The sequence below is a fragment of the Streptomyces longispororuber genome (assembly GCF_024448165.1).
GTDB lineage: Bacteria > Actinomycetota > Actinomycetes > Streptomycetales > Streptomycetaceae > Streptomyces > Streptomyces longispororuber_A.
The window spans coordinates 31,604-51,415 of the sequence record NZ_JAMOLN010000001.1 but is presented as its reverse complement, the minus strand read 5'-3'; the positions used below and the strand labels follow the sequence as shown (position 1 = coordinate 51,415).

20 protein-coding genes are annotated in these 19,812 nt (G+C 69.4%); 9 read left to right on the top strand and 11 right to left on the bottom strand.

Annotated features, from left to right (window positions below):
- The first annotated feature begins 21 nt into the window (after positions 1–21).
- Complete coding sequence (locus tag M4J07_RS00235; RefSeq protein WP_255965639.1) at positions 22–588, top strand: DJ-1/PfpI family protein; 567 nt, start codon at positions 22–24, stop codon at positions 586–588.
- Positions 589–631: 43 nt separating this feature from the next.
- Positions 632–1,012: a hypothetical protein gene (locus M4J07_RS00230; RefSeq protein ID WP_255965637.1), complete on the top strand. Its 381-nt coding sequence runs from the start codon at positions 632–634 to the stop codon at positions 1,010–1,012.
- Between the two features lie 24 nt (positions 1,013–1,036).
- On the opposite strand, the gene M4J07_RS00225 is transcribed toward M4J07_RS00230, so the two are convergent.
- The 3 genes from M4J07_RS00225 to M4J07_RS00210 all read right to left on the bottom strand — a co-directional run bounded on the left by M4J07_RS00225 (position 1,037) and on the right by M4J07_RS00210 (position 3,316).
- Positions 1,037–1,552 (bottom strand): DUF6328 family protein, encoded by a 516-nt coding sequence (locus M4J07_RS00225; protein WP_255965635.1) that lies wholly within the window; start codon positions 1,550–1,552, stop codon positions 1,037–1,039.
- 51 nt (positions 1,553–1,603) lie between these two features.
- Positions 1,604–1,771 (bottom strand): hypothetical protein, encoded by a 168-nt coding sequence (locus M4J07_RS00220; protein ID WP_255965879.1) that lies wholly within the window; start codon positions 1,769–1,771, stop codon positions 1,604–1,606.
- Between the two features lie 414 nt (positions 1,772–2,185).
- Entirely contained in the window at positions 2,186–3,316 is a 1,131-nt protein-coding gene (locus tag M4J07_RS00210) for a glutathione-independent formaldehyde dehydrogenase (RefSeq protein ID WP_255965633.1), read from the bottom strand.
- 341 nt (positions 3,317–3,657) lie between these two features.
- Here M4J07_RS00210 and fdh point away from each other — a divergent pair, with 341 nt between their 5' ends.
- From fdh to M4J07_RS00190, 4 genes are all read left to right on the top strand, one after another.
- Positions 3,658–6,927 carry a formate dehydrogenase gene (gene fdh / locus M4J07_RS00205; RefSeq protein WP_255965630.1) on the top strand — a complete coding sequence of 1,090 codons (3,270 nt, stop codon included), beginning with the start codon at positions 3,658–3,660 and terminating at the stop codon, positions 6,925–6,927.
- Entirely contained in the window at positions 6,924–7,871 is a 948-nt protein-coding gene (locus tag M4J07_RS00200) for a 4Fe-4S dicluster domain-containing protein (RefSeq protein WP_255965628.1), read from the top strand. Before fdh ends, M4J07_RS00200 begins: the two co-directional genes overlap by 4 nt.
- A complete protein-coding gene (nrfD, locus tag M4J07_RS00195; RefSeq protein WP_255965627.1) occupies positions 7,868–8,827 on the top strand; it encodes an NrfD/PsrC family molybdoenzyme membrane anchor subunit in 960 nt (319 codons plus the stop codon). Before M4J07_RS00200 ends, nrfD begins: the two co-directional genes overlap by 4 nt.
- Positions 8,828–9,053: 226 nt before the next feature.
- Positions 9,054–9,638 carry a cysteine hydrolase family protein gene (locus tag M4J07_RS00190; protein WP_255965625.1) on the top strand — a complete coding sequence of 195 codons (585 nt, stop codon included), beginning with the start codon at positions 9,054–9,056 and terminating at the stop codon, positions 9,636–9,638.
- A 91-nt stretch (positions 9,639–9,729) separates the two neighbouring features.
- Here the strand turns inward: M4J07_RS00190 and M4J07_RS00185 are convergent, their stop codons facing one another.
- From M4J07_RS00185 to M4J07_RS48635, 8 genes are all read right to left on the bottom strand, one after another.
- The gene (locus tag M4J07_RS00185) at positions 9,730–11,496 is read right to left on the bottom strand and encodes a complex I subunit 5 family protein (RefSeq protein ID WP_255965623.1); all 1,767 of its coding nucleotides are present in this window, start codon (positions 11,494–11,496) and stop codon (positions 9,730–9,732) included.
- The gene (locus M4J07_RS00180) at positions 11,493–11,843 is read right to left on the bottom strand and encodes a sodium:proton antiporter (RefSeq protein ID WP_255965620.1); all 351 of its coding nucleotides are present in this window, start codon (positions 11,841–11,843) and stop codon (positions 11,493–11,495) included. Before M4J07_RS00180 ends, M4J07_RS00185 begins: the two co-directional genes overlap by 4 nt.
- Entirely contained in the window at positions 11,840–12,601 is a 762-nt protein-coding gene (locus M4J07_RS00175; protein ID WP_255965618.1) for an MnhB domain-containing protein, read from the bottom strand. Before M4J07_RS00175 ends, M4J07_RS00180 begins: the two co-directional genes overlap by 4 nt.
- Positions 12,598–12,867: a Na(+)/H(+) antiporter subunit B gene (locus tag M4J07_RS00170; RefSeq protein ID WP_255965616.1), complete on the bottom strand. Its 270-nt coding sequence runs from the start codon at positions 12,865–12,867 to the stop codon at positions 12,598–12,600. The genes M4J07_RS00175 and M4J07_RS00170 overlap by 4 nt, the downstream gene beginning before the upstream one ends.
- Before the next feature lie 46 nt (positions 12,868–12,913).
- Entirely contained in the window at positions 12,914–13,309 is a 396-nt protein-coding gene (locus M4J07_RS00165; RefSeq protein ID WP_255965614.1) for an MrpF/PhaF family protein, read from the bottom strand.
- 62 nt (positions 13,310–13,371) lie between these two features.
- Positions 13,372–13,599: a hypothetical protein gene (locus M4J07_RS00160; RefSeq protein WP_255965877.1), complete on the bottom strand. Its 228-nt coding sequence runs from the start codon at positions 13,597–13,599 to the stop codon at positions 13,372–13,374.
- Positions 13,587–13,955 (bottom strand): VOC family protein, encoded by a 369-nt coding sequence (locus tag M4J07_RS00155; protein ID WP_255965612.1) that lies wholly within the window; start codon positions 13,953–13,955, stop codon positions 13,587–13,589. Before M4J07_RS00155 ends, M4J07_RS00160 begins: the two co-directional genes overlap by 13 nt.
- Before the next feature lie 351 nt (positions 13,956–14,306).
- Positions 14,307–15,403, bottom strand: a protein-coding gene (locus M4J07_RS48635; RefSeq protein ID WP_445276292.1) for an IS630 family transposase whose coding sequence is annotated in 2 segments (ribosomal slippage) — positions 14,307–14,939 and positions 14,942–15,403 — 1,095 coding nt in all. Because the reading frame shifts where the segments join, the coding sequence is not laid out codon by codon here.
- Positions 15,404–15,493: 90 nt separating this feature from the next.
- Here M4J07_RS48635 and M4J07_RS00140 point away from each other — a divergent pair.
- From M4J07_RS00140 to M4J07_RS00130, 3 genes are all read left to right on the top strand, one after another.
- The gene (locus M4J07_RS00140; RefSeq protein ID WP_255965607.1) at positions 15,494–16,774 is read left to right on the top strand and encodes an IS701 family transposase; all 1,281 of its coding nucleotides are present in this window, start codon (positions 15,494–15,496) and stop codon (positions 16,772–16,774) included.
- Between the two features lie 395 nt (positions 16,775–17,169).
- Positions 17,170–18,339, top strand: a complete 1,170-nt coding sequence (locus M4J07_RS00135; RefSeq protein WP_255965605.1) for an AraC family transcriptional regulator — start codon at positions 17,170–17,172, stop codon at positions 18,337–18,339.
- Positions 18,340–18,605: 266 nt separating this feature from the next.
- Positions 18,606–19,646 carry a hypothetical protein gene (locus M4J07_RS00130; protein ID WP_374214963.1) on the top strand — a complete coding sequence of 347 codons (1,041 nt, stop codon included), beginning with the start codon at positions 18,606–18,608 and terminating at the stop codon, positions 19,644–19,646.
- Positions 19,647–19,812: the final 166 nt, after the last annotated feature.

Genomic DNA, 19,812 nt, shown 5'->3' with positions numbered 1-19,812 from the left:
CCGTACAGAAAGGCCGAGCTCATGACTGAACGACGACTCGAGGGCCGCAGTGTCCTGGCCCTGGTCACCAACTACGGCGTCGAGCAGGACGAACTCCTTGTGCCGCTGGGGCAGTTGCGCGACGGCGGCGCCGATGTCACTGTCGCTGCGGTCAGCACGGATCCCGTCCAGACGCTGCAGGGCGACAAGGATCCGGGCGAGAGCGTGGACCCGGACGTCCCCTTCGAGGCCCTGGGCGCCGCCCCGCACGATCTGCTGCTCCTTCCCGGCGGCACGCTCAACGCCGACCAGCTGCGACTGCAGACGGCCGCTGTCGACACGGTGAAGGCGTTCGCGGCGAGCGGCCGGCCCGTTGCCGCTATCTGTCACGGCCCTTGGGCGCTGGTCGAGGCCGACGTGCTGCGGGGCAAGACCCTCACCTCCTACCCGTCCCTGCGCACCGACGTCACCAACGCGGGTGCCAAGGCGTGGTTGGACGAACCGGTGGTGGGGGACCGGGCGGGCGGCTATCCGCTGATCACCTCGCGCACCCCGAAGGATCTGGACGCCTTCGTCACCGCCATCCGCGAACACCTCACCGGCAGCTGACCGGAGGGAACCGGACGAGCGCCGGCGGACCGGAGGATGACCCGTGCCTCTTACCCGGGCCGATGCCCAGCACCGACACCCCCGTCACCAGCGACGCGGCGAGGCCCGGCTGCCCGCCGTCGTCGCGACGCTGACAGCGGTCGGGCTCTACCTCCTGCTGCCCGAGCAACTCCTGCTCGCCCCGCGCTACGTCCTGCCCGCACTGGAAGTCGTCCTGCTGGTGCCGCTGGTGGCGATCAACCCACGCCGGCTCACCCGCCACTTCCGCGTCCTGTCGCTCACCCTCGTGGCCATCATCGCGGTGAGTAATCTGGCCGCGCTCGCCACGTTGATCCAGCAACTGGTCCAGGCGGGAGTGAAGGACGGCCCCGCGCTCCTGACGTCGCTCCTGGTCATCGCCCGAGCGGTGAGCGTCCTGCATTGAAGCAGCCGGCCTCCGCACGCGGTGTCACTCCGTGTTGTTGTCCGCTGATGACGGACCGGACTCGGTGTAGCGGGTCCGTGCCCACAAAGGCAGGGCGAACCAGCACACCAGATACCACACGAGGATGGCCGCGACGAGGAGCGGTGCGAGTGCGTCGTGCATCGCAACCCGCAGAATCAGCAGCAGAGCCGAGGTCAGGGTGCACAGCAGCAGGACCAGCCCGACCACGGTGAGCCGGGACGCCCAGATCACCGCCTGGGGTTTGATGCGACGTCCGGTGACCAGGCGGTGGAAGGCGACCGGCCCGATCAGGGCACCCGTCGATGCCGAGCCGAGGAGCACGGTCACGATGTAGATGTTCCGGTCTGTGGTGGACAGCTGAGGGAAGCGGGGCATGAACACGACGGTGAGCAGGAATCCGAAGAGGATCTGCACGCCCGTGAGGGCGACCCGCATCTCTTGGACGAGGTCCGCCCATCGTCGGTCCGCCCGCTGTTCGGCGGTTTCCTCGCGCCCGCTGTCCGGGTGGTGGTGCGGCACGGCTTCCTCCTCGCGTTTTCGGGGTGCGAAACGGCGTACGGCGCGTTGGGCTCACTTGACGACACGCACGGCGGTGACGGTCGGGTCGGCCGCGTCGGGAAGGTTCATTCCAGCCTGCACTCCCGTGCGCAGATAGGTCAGCACGGGCTCGGTCAGACGCTCGCCGGGCAGGATCGCGGGGATCCCGCGGGGCAGACACGCCCGCACCCCGAGCGTCACGAGGGCAGTCGGCGAACGGGCGGTGGCTGCCGGGCGGGGTGTGCACGGTGAACGGGTTACCGGGGAGGGCCCAGTCGGCTTCCGCGATCATCAGGTGCTGCTCGGCCGGGCAGGGGTGCGTCGAAGCCGAGCCCCGGCGTGTCGACGGCCACGCTCGCAGTGCCCAGTCCGGACAGCGCGCGTTTCGTCGCCGCCCACTGTCCGGGGCCGTGCCAGGCGTCGTACACGCAAACGCCTTCGGCGAGGCGAGCTTCATTACCGCGGAGACCCGCAATGCCACGGGCGGCACCCTACTGTCCTGACCCGGCCGAGCCCTCCTGTACCGGAGGGGACCCCAAGTCGCCATTTCGTGGCCGGCCGACCGGCTATGTGCTCGAAGTATCCGCTGTCCCCATCGCGCTTGCTTCCGGCCGGTCAAGGCTTGAGTACGACCTTGGTCCAGCCGTCCTCGCGGTCGTCGAACTTGCGGTACGCCTCGGCCCCCTCAGAGAGGGGGAGTTCGTGGGAGACGACGAACGACGGTTCGGCGCGCCCGTGATGGATGAGGTTGCCCAGGTAGCGGTTGTACCTCTTGACGTTGGCCTGCCCCGTTCCGATGCGCTGCCCCTTGAACCAGAACTGGCCGAAGTCGAAGGGCAGCCTGCCGTCCTGCGTCAGCTTCGTCGGGGCGCCGTCGTCCTGGGGCAGGAACACGCCGACGACACCGATGGCGCCAGTCGCGCGTACCGATGCCACCAGGTCGTTCATCGTCGATTCGGGTGTCTCGTTGCCCTGCGGGTCGTGAGCCTGGTAGCCGACACACTCGCAGCCCTTGTCGGCCCCGCCGTCGGTCAGCTCCCTGATCTGCTCGACGTGGTCACCGCCGGAGTCGTCCACGGCAATCGCCCCGGCCCTCTCGGCGAGCCGGAGCCGGTCGGGTTGTCGGTCCACCACGATCACCTGGGCCGCCCCGCGCAGTCGCGCCGAGTAGGCGGCCATGAGTCCGACCGGCCCGGCGCCGTAGACGACCACCGACTCGCCCGGCGACACGTCGGCCAGCTCCGTAGCGTGGTAGCCGGTAGGAAAGATGTCGGCCAGCATGACGTAGTCGTTCTCGCGCTCCTCGGCGTCCTCGGGAAGCACCAGGCAGTTGAAGTCCGCCCACGGCACTCGAAGGATCTCGGCCTGACCGCCGGAGTAGGTGCCCATCTCGGCGAATCCGTAGGCGCCGCCCGGGGTGTCGGAGTCGACGGTGAGGCAGAACCCGGTGAAGCCCCGCTCGCAGTTGGCGCAGAATCCGCATCCCACGTTGAACGGCAGGCACACGCGGTCCCCGACGCGTACCCGGTCCACTCCCGCGCCGACCTCGATGACCTCCCCGAGGTTCTCGTGGCCGAGGATACGACCGGGCTCCATCGTGGTGCGGCCCTCGTACATGTGGAGGTCGGACCCGCAGATGTTGGTGGAGGTGATCCGTACGAGGACGTCGGTGGGACGCTCGATCTTCGCATCGGGAACGTCCTTGACCTGCACCTCCCGCGGTCCCTCGTAGACCAGTGCCTTCATCGTCCTCACCGTCCCTGTCTGTGCCTTCACCCGAGTCACCGGTTCGGCCAACAGTGCCGTCAGGACCGGAATGTCGCGATCCGGCAGCTGGGTACCCACGTCCATGGGGATGACGCATCGGGCGCGGACCGGTGTCCTCCCGCACAGGACGTGCTGGTCTCCAAACAGCACCCGGACACGAGCCGGGGACGACATGCGGCACCGAGACGGAAGTGTCGTCCGTCGGAGGAGGGGTACCTGGCGACGGGCACACCGCCCCGGTCACGCGCTGTAGTGCTTGAAGTCGCCGGTCGCACGGGCCCGCAGGAGACTCGTTACGTGCCGTGAGCGTTGGAGGAGCGATGGGTGCTCGCAACCGGATCCTCGACTGGCCGGTCTTGCGCCAGATCACCGGAGCCGACCCGCTGGGGCGGGGCTCGGCCGCGATGTCGCCGCGCAGCGAGACCCTGCGCCCGCGGACTGACACCGCCGACCGGGTCGTGAAGTCGGTCTGCCCCTACTGTGCGGTCGGATGCGGTCAGGAGATCTACGTCAAGGACGACCGGGTCGTTCAGATCGAGGGCGATCCGGACTCCCCGGTGAGCCGGGGGCGCCTGTGCCCGAAGGGTTCGGCGACGCTCCAGCTCACCACCGGATCCGCGCGCCGTCACGAGGTCCTCTACCGTCGCCCCTACGCGCGGGACTGGGAGCCGCTCGATCTGGAGACGGCGATGGACATGGTCGCCGACCGAGTGGTCGAGACCCGGCGCCGCACCTGGGAGTGGGAACACGACGGACTCCGCACGGCCCGCACGCTCGGGATTGCCAGTCTTGGCGGCGCGACGCTGGACAACGAGGAGAACTACCTGATCAAGAAGTTGCTGACCGGGCTCGGCGTGGTCCAGGTGGAGAACCAGGCGAGGGTCTGTCACAGCTCCACCGTCGCGGGACTCGGCTCCTCCTTCGGACGCGGTGGCGCGACCACGTTCATGCAGGACCTGCAGCACGCCGACTGCATCGTGATCCAGGGCTCGAACTTCGCCGAGGCCCACCCCGTCGGATTCCAGTGGGTGATGGAGGCCAAGGCGCGGGGCGCGCGGATCATCCACGTTGACCCGCGCTTCACCCGCACCAGCGCGCTGGCAGACCTGCACGTCCCCCTCCGCGCGGGCAGCGACATCGCCTTCCTCGGCGGCATCATCAACCACGTCCTGACCGAGGAGAAGGACTTTCGCGAGTACGTGCTCGCGTACACGAACGCGGCGACCTTGGTGAGCAAGGACTTCCAGGACACCGAGGATCTGGGCGGCGTCTTCTCCGGCCTGAACGAGGAAGAGCGCCACTACGACCCCGAGAGCTGGCAGTACGAGGGCGAGGAGGTGCAGCAGCCCACCGGAGAGGTCGACGAACAGTACGAGCGTCGCGTCGGCGAGGGCGCCCAGGCCAGGATCAGTGCCGCCGGGGGAGCGGAGACGCAGGGCTCGGGCGGCGCCCAGGCTCACGGCGACCCGGCCCGGGACGAGACCCTGCAGCACCCCCGCTGCGTCTTCCAGATCCTCAAGCGTCACTACGCGCGCTACACCCCAGAACTCGTCGAACAGACCTGCGGAGTAGCGCGGGAGACGTTCCTGGAGGTGTGCGACGCCCTGACGTCCAACTCCGGGCGCGAACGGACCAGCGCCTTCGCCTACGCGGTCGGCTGGACGCAGCACTCCGTGGGGTCGCAGTACATCCGCGCGGCCAGCGTCCTGCAACTGCTGCTCGGCAACATCGGCCGCCCCGGTGGCGGCATCCAGGCGTTGCGCGGGCACGCCTCCATCCAGGGATCCAGCGACATCCCGACGCTGTTCAACCTGCTGCCCGGCTATCTGCCGATGCCGCACGCGCATGCGCACGAGGACCTGGACGCGTTCGTCACGGCCAGCCGGACGGACAAGGGCTTCTGGGGCGAGATGCGCTCCTACTTCGTCAGCCTGCTCAAGGCGTACTACGGCGACGCAGCCACGGCGGACAACGACTTCTGCTTCGACCATCTCCCGCGCCTGACCGGCTCCCACAGCACGTACGACACCGTGCTCGCGCAGCTCGACGGCACGTGCAAGGGCTACTTCCTGATGGGCGAGAATCCCGCGGTCGGCTCGGCCAACACGCGGCTGCAGCGCATGGGCATGGCGGAGCTGGAGTGGCTGGTCGTACGGGACTTCTCGCTGATCGAATCGGCGACCTGGTGGCAGGACGGCCCGGAGATCGAGACCGGGGAGATGCGCACCGAGGACATCGGCACGGAGGTCTTCTTCTTTCCCGCCGCGGCGCACACGGAGAAGTCCGGCTCGTTCACCAACACCAACCGCTGGCTGCAGTGGCACCACGCGGCGGTCGAGCCGGACGGCGACGCTCGCAGCGATCTGTGGTTCATGTACCACCTGGGCCGACGCATCAAGGAGAGACTGGCCGCGTCAAACGACCCCATGGACCGGGCCGTGCAGGACCTGACCTGGGACTATCCGGTGGACGGCCCGCTGCGCGAACCCGTCGCCGCCTCGGTCCTCGCCGAGATCAACGGCCATGGCCCGAACGGGGAGCCGCTGTCCTCCTACACCCAGTTGAAGGGCGACGGCTCGACCCGGTGCGGATGCTGGATCTACTGCGGTGTCTTCGCCGACGGCGTGAACCGGGCGGCCCGCCGCACTCCGCACACGGAACAGGACTGGGTGGCCGCCGACTGGGCCTGGGCGTGGCCGGCGAACCGGCGCATTCTGTACAACCGTGCGTCCGCCGCCCCGGACGGAACGCCCTGGAGCGACCGCAAGTCCTACGTGTGGTGGGACGAGGACGCCGGCCGGTGGACGGGCCACGACGTGCCCGACTTCGTGCCCGATCGGCCCCCGGACTACGTGCCGCCGGACGGCGCCACCGGGCCCGACGCGCTGCGCGGCGACGACCCGTTCATCATGCAGGCCGACGGCAAGGGCTGGCTGTACGCGCCGGCCGGCCTCGAGGACGGACCGCTCCCGACCCACTACGAGCCGCAGGACTCGCCCTTCGCCAACGCCCTGTATCCCTCGTGGTCGCGCTCTCCCACCCGGCAGCTGCGTCCGCGCGAGGGCAACCGCTACCACCCGAGCGGCGACGAACCCGGCGCCGACGTCTATCCGTACATCGTCACCACCCACCGTCTGACCGAGCACTTCACCGCGGGCGGAATGAGCCGCTGGTCGTCCTACCTGTCCGAACTGCAGCCGGAGTTCTTCTGCGAGCTCTCTCCCCAGCTCGCCGCCGAGCGGGGCCTCGTGCACGGCGGCTGGGCGACCATCGTCACCGCGCGTAACGCCATCGAGGCGCGGGTGATGGTGACCGAGCGGCTGAAGCCGCTGACCGTGCACGGGCGGACGGTGCACCAGATCGGGCTGCCGTTCCACTGGGGGCCGAACGGCGTGGCCACCGGGGACGCGGCCAACGAACTGGTCGCGATCGCGCTCGATCCCAACTCCCACATCCAGGAGGACAAGGCGCTGACGGCGGACATCATCGCGGGCAGGCGCCCACGGGGCCCGGACCTGCCGAAGCTGGTCGCCGCGTACCGCCGGAGGGCGGGCATCACCGACGAGACGGGAACGGAGCCGAAGAAGTGACCCGCAACCTGCTCAGCGGCCCAGAACCGGATCCGGCACGCGACGCGGGTCACGAGGACGCCCCGCCACGGGTGGGGTTCTTCACCGACACGTCCGTGTGCATCGGATGCAAGGCCTGCGAAGTCGCGTGCAAGGAGTGGAACGCGATCCCGGAGGACGGGCTGTCGTTGAGCGGCATGAGCTACGACAACACCCAGGGTCTGGGCAGCTCCACATGGCGGCACGTGGCATTCATCGAACAGTCGGCGCCCGCCGACGGCCCGCCCACCCCGGCAGGACGCACGGTTCTGCCGATGGCCGGGACGCAACCGGAGGGGCCGGAAGACGCCGCGACACAGGGCAGCGGTAGCGCTTCCGACATGCGCTGGTTGATGTCGTCCGACGTGTGCAAGCACTGCACGCACGCCGCGTGTCTGGACGTGTGCCCCACGGGGTCACTCTTCCGCACCGAGTTCGGCACCGTCGTGGTGCAGGAGGACATCTGCAACGGCTGCGGCTATTGCGTGCCCGCATGTCCGTACGGCGTCATCGAGCAACGCCCGTCCGACGGCCGGGCGTTCAAGTGCACCCTCTGCTACGACCGTCTCGGCGCCGGTCAGGAACCGGCCTGCGCGAAGGCCTGCCCGACGGAATCCATCCAGTTCGGCCCGCTCGACGAGCTGCGTGAGCGTGCCGCGCTGCGCGTCGACCAACTGCACGAGTCGGGGGTGAGCGAGGCGCGTCTCTACGGGCACCACCCCGAGGACGGCGTCGGCGGCGACGGAGCGTTCTTCCTCCTCCTGGACCGGCCCGAGGTGTACGGGCTGCCCCCTGACCCGGTCGTCACGACCCGGGACCTCCCCGCCATGTGGAAGCACGCGGGCGTCGCGGCTCTGTCCCTGGTCGGTGGTCTCGCGATGTCCTTCGCGGCCCCGGCCGTCCTGCGAGGAAAGGCACGGCGATGAGCGCCACGGGATCGCGGCGGCGTGGCCGCAAGGGACGCGGCGAGGAACTCATGGTCCCGCGCGCCGAGTTCGGCTCGTACTACGGCAGGCCGATCATCAAGGCCCCGTCCTGGGCGGCGCGCGACATCGCGGGCTACTTCTTCCTGGGCGGGCTCGCCGGCGCGGGCTCGGTGCTCGCGGCAGGCGCTCACCTCACCGGGCGGCCGAGGACGGCCACCGCACTGAAGGCATCTTCGCTCGCGTCGGTCACCCTGTCCGCTGCCGCGCTCGTCAACGACCTCGGTGTGCCGAGCCGCTTCCCGAATATGCTGAGGGTCATCAAGCCCACCTCACCGATGAGCGTCGGCTCCTGGCTCCTCAGCGTCTACGGCCCGGCGGCCGGCGTCGCCGCACTGACCGCCGCCACCGGCCGTCTGCCCCGCACCGGCGTGGCGGCGACCACCGGCGCCGCTTTGCTCGGTCCCGCCCTCGCCACCTACACGGGGGTGCTGGCGGCGGACACCGCGGTACCCGCCTGGCACGGCGCCCACCGTCAACTGCCCTATGTCTTCGCCGCATCGGCCACCGCCGCCGCGTCCGGCATGGCTCTCGTCCTTGGCCCCACAGGGGAGAACGCCCCGGCGACCTGCGCGGCGGCGCTGGCCGCCGCGTCCGAGCAGATCGCGATCCGGGCAGCCGAACGCGACCTGGGCATGGTGGCGGAGACCTACCGGTCCGGCCGTGCGGGAACGCTGCTGCGCTACGCCGAGGCACTTACCGTCGCGGGCGCGGCGGGCGCGGCCCTTCTCGCCCGGCGCAGCCGCCCTGCGGCCGTCGTGGCGGGACTGGCCCTCCTCGCCGGCTCCGCGTGCACACGGTTCGGCATCTTCGCGGCGGGCATCGCGTCGGCCGAGGATCCCCGCTACACGGTCGGCCCGCAGTACGCGGCCGCGGACGTGGATCCCTCACAGACATGAGGCGCCGGCGCGGTACGCGCAGCGCCCTCCGCCACAGACGTTCACCTGGCAGGACGCCGCGCGATGTGAGCCCCTGGTAGGGGGCCCTTCGCCGAGGAGAGGAACGCGTCATGCCCGCAGGAGCGAATTGCACAGAGGGACGCAGGCACGAGTGCGCCGAGGAGCGCGCGGTCCGTGCCGTCGACAAGGAAGACGGCATGGTGGGGACCCTGCTGAAGCCGTGACCATGAGCACCGTCCACCCGTCGTCCGCCGTGATCGTGATCGACATGATCAACACGTACGACCACCGCGATGCAGGCCTACTGGTGCCCGAGGCCCGGAAGGTCGTGCCGGTCATCGCCGAGCTGCTCGTGGCGGCACGCGCCCGTGGCGTCCTGGTGGTGTACGCCAACGACAACTTCGGCCAATGGCGTTCTCACCATGGCGAACTTGTCGACGCGGCCCTGACCGGTCCCCATGCGGATCTGGTCGAGCCGATCCTGCCGGACGACGACGCGCTGTTCGTCGTTAAGGCGCGGCACTCGATCTTCTACGAGACACCGCTGACGTATCTGTTGTGGGAACTGGGAGTGCGTCACGTCGTCCTGTGCGGCCAGGTCACCGAGCAATGCGTGCTGTATTCGGCGCTGGATGCCCATATCCGGCACCTGGACGTGACGGTAGTCTCCGATGCCGTCGCCCCCATTCACCCCGAACTCGCCGACGCGGCAATGGAGATGATGCGCAGGAACATGGGCGCGCGCATCGTCCGGGGCCAGGACGTCACGTTCACCCGGGACGCGGGGAGCGACCACGCGAAGAGCGAGTGACGGCACGCTACGAATACGCCCTGGCGAGCCAGGGGTTCACGCCCGCGGAGCTCCTCGACCAGGCGCGGGCCGCGCTGTCCGACGCACGGGCTCAGGGCAGCAGGCCGCCGCTGACGATGCCGGGCAGGGCCAGTCCTGCCAGGGCGGCCGTGCCGAGCAGAAACCAGGCGATGTAGTCCCCGACGTGCCCCGAGTGGAGGCGACGCAGCGGTCCGGTCCAGGCGTACGGTTCCGCCGGCGCTGTCCGTCGTACGGCGAGGGCCGCGGCCCCGGCCGCGCACGCGGTGGACAGCACGCCGGTCAGCACGGCCGCGAGCGTCCAGTGTGGCGCGGCGGCCTCCGGGGCGCCGAACGCCCTGCCGAACCCGGCCGCCACGGACGGGAAGATCCCCAGGGCCAGCGCGCCCGCCAGCAGCAGCCCCGGAACGGCCACCATCGGCAGTGGGACCCGCCGCCCGAGCCGCTCGCGGGTCTCGGGCTCCTCGTCCCCGGACGTCGACCCGGACGACTCCGCCGACTCCCTGGGGTGCGGACCGGCGCCCAGGAACACCCGCGCCCCGGCGCGCAGTACGGCCGCTCCCGTGGCCACGGAGACGGCCAGGAAGAGCGCGGTGACGGTGCCGCCCCCGGCCTCCTCGATGACGCCCTTGCCCAGCCCCGTTCCGAAGGGCGGCAAGCCCGGCAGGGCGACTGCGGCCACGCCGAACAGGACGCCGACGGCACGCAGCTCCCGTCCCCTACCGTGCAGTTCACGTTCGTCCACGCTGCCGTACCGGTCGAGCAAGATCCCGGTGCAGGCGAACAGGGCGGCCTTCACACCGGCATGGCCCACCACATAGAGGGCGACCCCGGCGGTCGACTCGGGCCGCAGGAGACTGATCCCCACCAGGAAGAGCCCCGTGTGGGCGATCGTTGAATAGGCGAGCATGCGCTTGAGGTGGTGCTGCTGCCAGCACATCACCGCACCCAGTACGGCGGTGACGGCTCCGAGCACCACCAGGCAGTGCGTGAAGTCGGCGGCGGGCAGCCCGCCCGGTCCGGCGAAGACGGTGGTGTACACCCGCCACACACCGTAGACACCGAGCTCGACCATGACCCCGGACAGCAGCATGCACACCGGGGTCGGCGCCACTGCGTGGGCATCCGGCAGCCAGAAATGGAACGGGACAGCCGCGGCCTTCACCAGCAGGCCCGTCATCACCAGGACGAAGGCGCCCAGAACCAGCCCGTCCGGTGGACCCCCGGCCGAGAGCGCGGCACCGATCTGCCGCATACCCAGCTCACCGGTACGGGCGTACAACAGGGCGATCCCCATCAACGTGGCGTACGCGCCAAGGGAGTTGACGACGCCGAAGGTGAGAGCTCCCTGTACGGCCTTGGGCTCCTCCACGCGGTACCCCGTCAGGGCGTACGCGACGACTCCCATCAGCTCGAAGAAGACGAATGCGTTGAAGAGATCACCGGTCAGCGCGAATCCGCACATCCCCGCCTGGAAGAGCAGGACGAGCGCCGGGAAGGCACCCGCGTTCCCGTGCGGCATCTCGTCGAAGTAGCGCCAGGAATAGGCGAGGACGAACACGGTGAGCAGGGACACGAGGGCTGCGAGCCCGGTGCCGGGCGCGTCACCGATCAGAACGATGCCCACGCTCCTCCCGCCGACGGGTTCCCATCCCCCGACCCACTCCGTGGCATCCGGCGAAGCGTGCGCGAGGAGCACCGTGGCGAGCGCGGCGGTCGAGACCGCCACCGAGGCCGCGACGGCGTCGGCGGCGATACGCGGCAGCACACGGCCGACCGCGACGAGGAACGCGGCGCCCATCAGGGGCAGGGTCACGACCAGCGGCAGAAGTGAGTTCATCCGCGCAGCTCAGAAAGTTCATCGGGGTCGACGGTGCCGTGGCGTTTGGCCACTTGGATCACGAGGGCCAGGAGCAGGGCGGTGACCGTCGCGCCCACGACCACGTCGGTGAGGGTGAGCGCCTGCACCACAGGGTCGACCAGAGGGCGGGAGTGCGGGGCCAGATCGGAGTGGACGGGCGCGGTGCCACCCTCGCGGTAGCCGACAGCGAGCAGGAGCACGTAGGTGGCGGACTGGCAGACCGCCAGGCAGCCGACGGCGTGCACGAGGTGCCGGCTCGTGGCGAGCCCGTAGCAGCCGACGAGGAAGATCCATCCGGCGATCAGATAGGGGAAGAGGTGCGTCACCTCGTGCCCGCCCCCTCCGCGTCCGATGCCGCGTCGGTGATCTCCACGGCCTGGTCGAGGAACCGGGACACCAGCACGACGACCGCACAGGCCACTTCGATGCCGACCGCCAGATTCAGCAGTGGGACGACCCCGCCGGAGGTGAGGGTGTTGAACGTCCCGTACGGCAGGAGGGTGTTGGCCAGGAAGGCGGAGCCGCCGATCAGTGCGGCTGCACCGACGAGCAGATAGGCGGCTTCGCCGACCGCGTCGCCCACCTCGTAGAGGGCCACCGGACGGATCCTCTCCAGAGCCCGGTAGTCCACCCCGATGTAGAGGAGATGCACGGCGGTGGCCACGATGACGCCGCCCTGAAAACCGCCGCCCGGGCTCAGCTGACCGTGTGCGACCACGTACAGGCCGACCACAAGGGCGACGGGCAGCGCGGCGAGCGCATAGCGCCGCACCCAGGGGTCGACGGCGGCGGAGCGCGGCGGCACCCGGTCCTCCTCGCGGGTCTGCCGCAGCAGTACGACGGTGCCCAGGACGGCGGCGAACAGGATGGACTCCTCGCCCAAGGTGTCGAACGCCCGCAGATCGAAGTTGATCGAGGAGACCACGTTGGCGGTGTGCCGGGTGAGGGCCGCGTCGGTGGCGCGGTCACCGTAGGGATGCCGGTCGCCACCGAAGCGCGGCAGACGCATGAACGCGGCGACGAACAGCGCCGCCAGACCGATCGCCCCGGTCCCCATGACCCAGCGCCGCATCCGGATCGTCACCGCTGCGCCTCGTCACCGGTCGGATGCCCACGGCGTCTGACCTTGCGCACCGACAGCAGGATCAGCAACGGCGTCAGCACGGATCCGACGGCCAGCTGGGAGAGGGCCACGTCCGGTGCCTGCAGGACCGTGAAGAGCGCGGCCAGAGCCAGTCCCAGCACCGCCAGCACCAGTGCCTGCCGGACCGGCTCACGTACCGCGACCGCGACGGTGGCTGACGCGGCGACCAGCACGAGGCAGACGGAGACGACCAGATCCTCGCTCACCACACCTCACCTCCGAGTTCACGTCTCGTCTCCGGGTTCACGTCGTTCATCGCGTACCGTCCGCCTCCTCCAGCACGCCCACGGACAGCGCCCGTGCGGCGATCACATTGCCGAGCGCCACCAGCGCCCCGATGAGCAGGAGTTTCACCATCGGCCTGCCGGGAGCCGCCGCCGCGCACACGGCGGCGGTCACCGCCAGCGAGGCCGCGACGCACAGGGCAGTCACCGCCGTGGACCAGCGAGATGCACCTGCCGACAGGTCGTCGGCCAGCAGCCGCACGCAGACGAGAGTGCCGACCGGGCCGAGCAGCGACAGGACCAGGGAGAGATCCGTGTACGAGGGGCGCGCGTACCCCTGGGCGAGTAGGAGGAAGGCCAGAGCGACGACCGTGCTGCCCGTGTTCTGCGCCAGCACTCTGCGGGACAGCGGTCCGGACGCCACACCCCAGATCACGGGAGGCAGGCCGAGTCCCAGAAAGGTGGTTCCGCACCACAGCCAGGCGTTCACTCGGCACCCGCCGCGCGACGAGCCGCGGTGGCCGCCAGGGCTCCGGCGAAGGCGCAAGCGGCTCCGACCCCCAGCTCCCACGCGTCGATGCCGCTGATCAGCACAATCCACAGCGCGACAAGAGCTGCCCACCAGCCCAGGAACTCGACACCGGAGCGCAGGAGTCCGCCGCCCCGCTGCCCGCTGCGCCCGTCGTCGGACGAGCCGTGGGTCAGGCGCGGCACAGGCAGAACGGGTGACCTGCGGGATCGGCATAGACGCGGAACCCGCGCTGCCCGTTCCGGTCCTCCAGATCCAGGGGCATGGCGCCGAGCGACAGTACGGCGGCCTCCGCTGCCGCCATGTCCGTGACGTTCAGGTCGATGTGGAGCTGCTGAGAGTCGTCCGCGCGGGGCCACTGCGGCGGCTGGTGGCCCTCAGCCCGTTGGAAGGCGATGCGATGGCCGCCCGGCGCGTACACGTCGTACCAGTCGTCCCTCAACTTCTTCACCTCGCCGCCGAGAAGGGCGGCGTAGAAGTCGGCCAGAGCAGGAGGATCGGGGCAATCCACGGCGGTCAGACAGTAGGTGGCTACAGGCATGGTGTTCTCCTCGTCCAGGGCACGTTCCCCTGGCGGCGTCGGGTGCCCTGTTGAGGGGCGCGCACACGGAGGTACCGCCGGAATCCGGCGGGAAGGTGCCGGATGCGCCGGCTGACCGGCAAAGGCGGCTGACGGGAACGCACTCTTCCACGTGGCCCGACTGCGGACGCCGTATGCCCGTGCTCCCTGCGTGTCGAACAGGGCGAGGCGGGTGAAGCCCGACGACCTGCACGGACTCGGCGGGCCCGCTGTGGCTACTCAGTGCCCTGCGCGGCCCTGAGGAGAGGGGTCTGCTGCAGCTCTGGGTGACAGGTTTGACCTGCCCCACCATTTGGGCTCCAGTCTCGGTGACTACTGACCTATTCGGGGTGTTGTCGTCGGATAGTGAGTCAGCCTGAGTCCGGTGCCGGTGAGGCAGCCGTCGATGAGTTCGGGGTGGCGTTGAATGTGCCGCAGGCCGCGGCGGAGGGTGTGTTCGAGATGGTCGTCGTCGGTGAAGGCGACATTGGCCAGCGGGCCGCGCCGCAGCAGTGACCAGACGCCCTCTACCGGGTTCAAGTCCGGTGCATAGGAGGGCAGATGAACGATGGTGAGCCAGTCGTGGCCTGCCGCGTACTGGCGCATCCCGGCGGTCCGGTGGGTGTTGAGATTGTCCCAGATGAGGACGATGGGAGCCCTGAGCTGGATGTGGGCGCGGACGATGAGGTCGCGGTAATCGGTCCAGGCGAAACTGTTGCGTCCCTTTCCGTGGTGCTTGCGGTGACGGCGGGGCCGGAAGATCAGCCGGGAAGGCTCGCCTGGCCGGTAGCAGCACAGGGCGGCGATCGAATAGCGGCGCCAGGACCGGCCGCGCACCCGCACCACCGGCGTCTGTCCGCGCCGGCCCCAGGTCCGGGCCCGTGCCGGGGTCATCCCGAACCCCGCCTCGTCCTCGAAGACAAGGAAGGCGCCCAGCGCCGCCGCAGTCATTCCGCCTGCGGCCACACGTTCTTCTTCCACAGCTGGACCGCGAATTCGTCGCGTTCCACGGCCCGGCGGGCGGGTGACTGCCAGGACCAGCCGTGCCGGTGCAGCAGCCGCCACACCGCCGCCTGCGAGACCTCCAGTGCGAATTGCCGGAAGATCAGTATGCGGATCCTCGCCAGGGTCCAGCGCTGGTCTTCCCAGCCGTGCACCGCCGGCCCCCGGGCCAACTCCCGTTCCAGTTCGGTGAATCGGTCATCACTGAGTCTGGGCAGCTTCGAAGGCCCGGCCGAGGCCAGGGCGGCCGTCCCGCCCTGGCGCCAGGCCCGCCGCCAGCGCTCCACCGAGCGCACACTGACCCGCAGTTCCTTCGCGATCAGCGCGTTCTTCTCACCCTGCTCGAACCGTTCACCGGCCTCGAGCCGGATCCGTTCACGAAAGTGCTGCCGTTCGGCGGTCAGCCCACCGCCCTGTGCATACCGCATACCACCGGCCTACCGCAGGGATCACCGCCCGTCACTCCTCCCGACAACACCCCGAATAGAGCAGTAGCCACCAGAACTGGAACCCGGGACGTGGGGCAGGTCAAAGTGAACCGTGTCCGGGCGAGGTTGGCCTTCTTCGTCGCTGATGTGTTTGCCTCAGTACCGCGCAAGGACCAGCGGGACAAGAGTGACTGCTATCTGCGGGGTCTGATGCTGGACGGGCGCCGGAAGTCGGTCCAGGCGATGGCGTCGCGGCTTCCGGACGGCAACGAGCAGAACCTGCAGCAGTTCGTGAACCAGTCCACCTGGGACCCGCTGCCGGTGCGTCGGCGCATTGCTGAGCGGATGAGTGCGCGGATCAGCCCCGAGGCGTGGGTGGTCGACGACGTGTCCTTCCCCAAGGACGGCCGGATGCCCGTAGCAGTCGCCCCGCAGTACTGCGGGGCGATGGGCAAACGGGCCAACTGCCAGGTCGCGGTGAGCGTGCACGCCTGCACCGCCACGGCGTCGTGCCCCCTGCAGTGGCGTCTGTTCCTGCCCAAGGAGTGGGCCGACGATGCCGAGCGCCGCGCTGCCTGCAAGGTGCCGGCCGAGATCGGGCACCGCGAGAAATGGCGGCTCGCCCTGGACATCCTCGACGAACTCACCGGCTGGGGCGTCCCGCCCCGCGTCGTACTCGCCGACGCGGCCTACGGAGCCAACGCAACCTTCCGCGGCGAACTCACCGAACGCGGCCTCAACTACGTGCTTTCCATCCGCTCCGACGTTACGGCCCACCCTTTCGACGCCGTGCCCGAGGCACCCGCCCGCAAGGGCATCAACGGCTGCTGGCCCCAGCCCCGTTACCGTCAGGCCCCACCGGCCGTGACTGCCCACGCCATCAATCTGGGACGGTCCGCCTTCACCGAAATCACCTGGCGCCACGGCTCCCACGGTCCGATGCGCTCACATTTCGCAGCCATGCGTGTCCGCCCCGCCAGCAACTCCATCACCCGCCCGCTGCGAGCCCAAGCCTCGGCCGAACAAGGCTGGTGGGACGGCGTTCTGCCCGACCTGTGGCTGCTGGCTGAGTGGCCCCTGAACTCCGAAACACCCACCGAATGCTGGTTCTCGAACCTCCCGGTCCAGACCCCGCTTAAGGACCTCGTCAGTTGCGCGAAGCTGCGCTGGCGGGTCGAGCACGACTACCGAGAGCTCAAGCACGGCCTGGGTCTTGACCACTTCGAGGGACGCTCCTGGCCGGGCTGGCATCACCACGTCACCCTCGTGACCGCGGCCCATGCCTTCCTCACCGAACAGCGGCTCTCCCCAAAAGCCCCCATGCCGGCCTCACCCTCTACCAGGTCCTCGAGCTCCTCCAGGACGTCCTGAGGTGCTGGACCGGCACCTGCACCACCTGCCACCGTCCACTCCTCAATTCCGGGCAGCGAACCGCGACAAGATCCACGCAGACTTAACGGAGTCCTACTAGTGGCCTGGTCCGCGGAACGGGGGGCGCTGTCGGCCGGCGGTTTCGGCACACGGCGCAGTCCGTCGTCCTGAGCGCGGGGTCCGGGCGCCCAGGACGACGGTCGCGGTCGCACCGGGCGATGGTCCGTCGGCCGGTACGGCGGGAGGGCTGATGAGCCCTCCGGGGCAACGTTAGTCAGAGCTCTCTGCCGACTTAGTCCGGTCAACACACGCGATGATCCATTTAACGCAGCCGATCAGCCACTGCGGCGCGATGTGGCGCAAGCTCAGACGGGTGGGGCGGCAAACTTGCATGAATGCCGAACGATTCTGATGCCGGTGATTCGCAGGAACGCATGATTCCGTCGCTCGATCCGCGGACTGCCGACTCGGCGGCGGCCCGCAATCGGGCCGCCGCCGGGGAACCGTGTCCTCCCGAAGGGATCGCTCCTGTACCGGCCCCCATGTCACAGACTGGGTCACGGCCCGAGGTGGTTTCGGCTCTCCACGCCGAAACCACCCGGCCGGTCCGACTCCGCACCGGCGACCTGGACGAGGCCCGGCAGATCATCGGGCAGAACTTCTACAACAACGTCGTCGACCTGCTCCAGCCATCGTCAGTCCTCTCCGGGTACTTCGCGGTCAGCCGACTCCACGGTGTGACGCTTGGCGCCCTGGAGTTCGGCGCAGATCTGCGTATGGGGTTCGGCGAGCTCGGCGCGTACCACGTCGACATACCACTGTCCGGATCCATGGCATGGCATCAAGGAAGTCGCGATCCACTCCTCGCGACCGTGGGCGAAGCCGCCGTCTTCCAGCCGGGCCGCAACACGGTGCTGGACCGATGGAGCGGTGACTGCCGACTTCTCGCGGTGAAGATCGAACGGCCCGCACTGGAACTCCAACTGGAGCGTCTGCTCGACACCCCGATCCGGTTGCCCCTCCGGCTGTACCCTTCCATGGACGTTTCCAGTGGCCCTGGGCGCAGTTGGGCCCGACTGGCACGGATGGCGGCGGAGGACGCTCAGACATCCCAAGGGCTTCTCGGGCAGGAACTTGTGGCTGCCAGCGTGCGCGAGGCGCTGTTGAACGGCCTGCTGCTGGCAGCGGATCATCCGTACCGCGAAGAACTGGCGCGGCCGGCTCCACCCAGCCGTCCCGCTCCGGTCAAGCGCGCCATCGACGCCATGGAGGCACACCCGGAGCATCCGTTCACCGTGGCAGCCCTCGCGGAGATCTCCGGGGTGGGCATTCGAGGGCTGCAGGAGGGATTTCGCCGGCACGTGGACATGTCTCCCATGGATTACCTGCGCCGGACACGCCTGGTCCGCGCCCATGAGGAGTTGCGCGCGAAGGAACCGGGGCAGGCGACCGTCACCGACGTCGCCTACCGCTGGGGCTTCACCCACCTCGGCAGGTTCGCCGCCGCCTACCGACAGCGCTATGGCGTGACACCCTCGACAACCCTCTCCGAGACACGCCTGTAGGGACCGCGAAGCTGTCCGCCTGACTTGGACCACAGCGCTGGAGAACCAGGCAGTACGAGCACCACCGAAATGGTGACGAGGACGGCACCAGGCATGTGTGGGCAAGCGTGTCACCCCCGGACCTCGGCTGCCGATGAGGCATCCTTTCGACACATGAGCTCCAGCAGCAGCCGTGAGGGATCGGGTCGTACGGGCGGGTCGTCTTCGAAGTGACGGTCGTCGCCCTTCTGGCGGATCCGGACGCGCCGACGGAGGTCGCGCAGCGTATGGCCCGGGTTCCCCCTGCTCGGCTCGCCGCGAGATCCCCGGGGCGACGGTTCGAGATCAAGGTGGTGAGTGAGCCCTTGACCTCGGGCAGCGAGGACCCGCCCACGTTGATACGCCGGATCAGGGACCGCGCGGACGCGGAGAACTGGGACGTGGTCGTCGCCCTCACCGACCTTCCACTGCGCGCCGACGGGCACACGCTGGTGGTGGACATGCAGCACGGGCGTGGGCTGGCACTGTTGTCACTGCCCTCATTGGGTGGCTTGCGGCTGCAGAGGAGAGCCCGGCAGGCTGTGGAAGAAGCCGTACTCCGCCTCATGGACCCGCGGATTGGTGACGATGAAGGCAGCCTGCCACGTCAACCGCTGCCGACGCCGTTCGCCGGACACATCGTGCCTGTCCACCCGGACCCGGTCGGTGGTGAGGACGCGGCTGATCTCCGGTACGTCGTCAGCGGCAGCCGGGGCCGCCTGCGGGTGCTTGCGGGGATGGTCCGCGCCAACCGGCCCTGGCGGCTGGTGCCGGGTCTGTCGAAGGCGCTGGCGGCTGCACTGGCGACCGGGGCCATCGCCACCGTGAACTCGACCGTCTGGAGTCTGGCCGAAGCCCTGAGCACGCCCCGTCTCGTGATTGCCACGATCGGATCTCTCGCGATCATGATCGGATGGCTGATCGTGGACGCGCAGTTGTGGCATCGCCCGTCGAAGAGCTCGCCGGAGGCGAGACAGAGGGCGAGGCTCTACAACGCCTCGACAGTCGTGACCGTCGGCATCGGCGTACTTGCCTGTTACGTCGGCTTGATGGTCATCAGCTTCCTGTGGGCGCTGTTCGTTCTCAACGACCGGGTATTCGCCTCTCTCACGCGATCGCCGTTGAACGCGGCGGATTACGTGACGCTGGCCTGGTTCGTTGCTTCGGTCGCCACCGTGGGTGGTGCGCTGGGATCGGGCCTGGAGAGCGACGAGGCGGTCCGGGCGGCCGCCTACTCCAAGCGCGAACAGGAACGCCGTCGTACGGTGGAAGGTGACCACGGCGACTAGCGGGTGACTTGGGCCATACAGGCATCCAGGGCCGGCCGGTGGACATCAGAACATCGGCTGAGCGATCAGAGAGCAGTCGTTCGTGCCGGAGGCTGACGGAGCCCCGTGAGGTATGCCCGCCGAGCTGATGGGGGATCCTCCCCGGCGGGACGGCGTCACCCATGAC

Coding starts and splice junctions, on each gene's coding strand:
- M4J07_RS00135 (WP_255965605.1), top strand. CDS start 17,170: ATGCCGAACGATTCTGATGCCGGTGATTCGCAGGAACGCATGATTCCG.
- M4J07_RS00185 (WP_255965623.1), bottom strand. CDS start 11,496: ATGAACTCACTTCTGCCGCTGGTCGTGACCCTGCCCCTGATGGGCGCC.
- M4J07_RS00130 (WP_374214963.1), top strand. CDS start 18,606: ATGGCCCGGGTTCCCCCTGCTCGGCTCGCCGCGAGATCCCCGGGGCGA.
- M4J07_RS00235 (WP_255965639.1), top strand. CDS start 22: ATGACTGAACGACGACTCGAGGGCCGCAGTGTCCTGGCCCTGGTCACC.
- M4J07_RS00155 (WP_255965612.1), bottom strand. CDS start 13,955: ATGCCTGTAGCCACCTACTGTCTGACCGCCGTGGATTGCCCCGATCCT.
- M4J07_RS00190 (WP_255965625.1), top strand. CDS start 9,054: ATGAGCACCGTCCACCCGTCGTCCGCCGTGATCGTGATCGACATGATC.
- M4J07_RS00210 (WP_255965633.1), bottom strand. CDS start 3,316: ATGAAGGCACTGGTCTACGAGGGACCGCGGGAGGTGCAGGTCAAGGAC.
- fdh (WP_255965630.1), top strand. CDS start 3,658: ATGGGTGCTCGCAACCGGATCCTCGACTGGCCGGTCTTGCGCCAGATC.
- nrfD (WP_255965627.1), top strand. CDS start 7,868: ATGAGCGCCACGGGATCGCGGCGGCGTGGCCGCAAGGGACGCGGCGAG.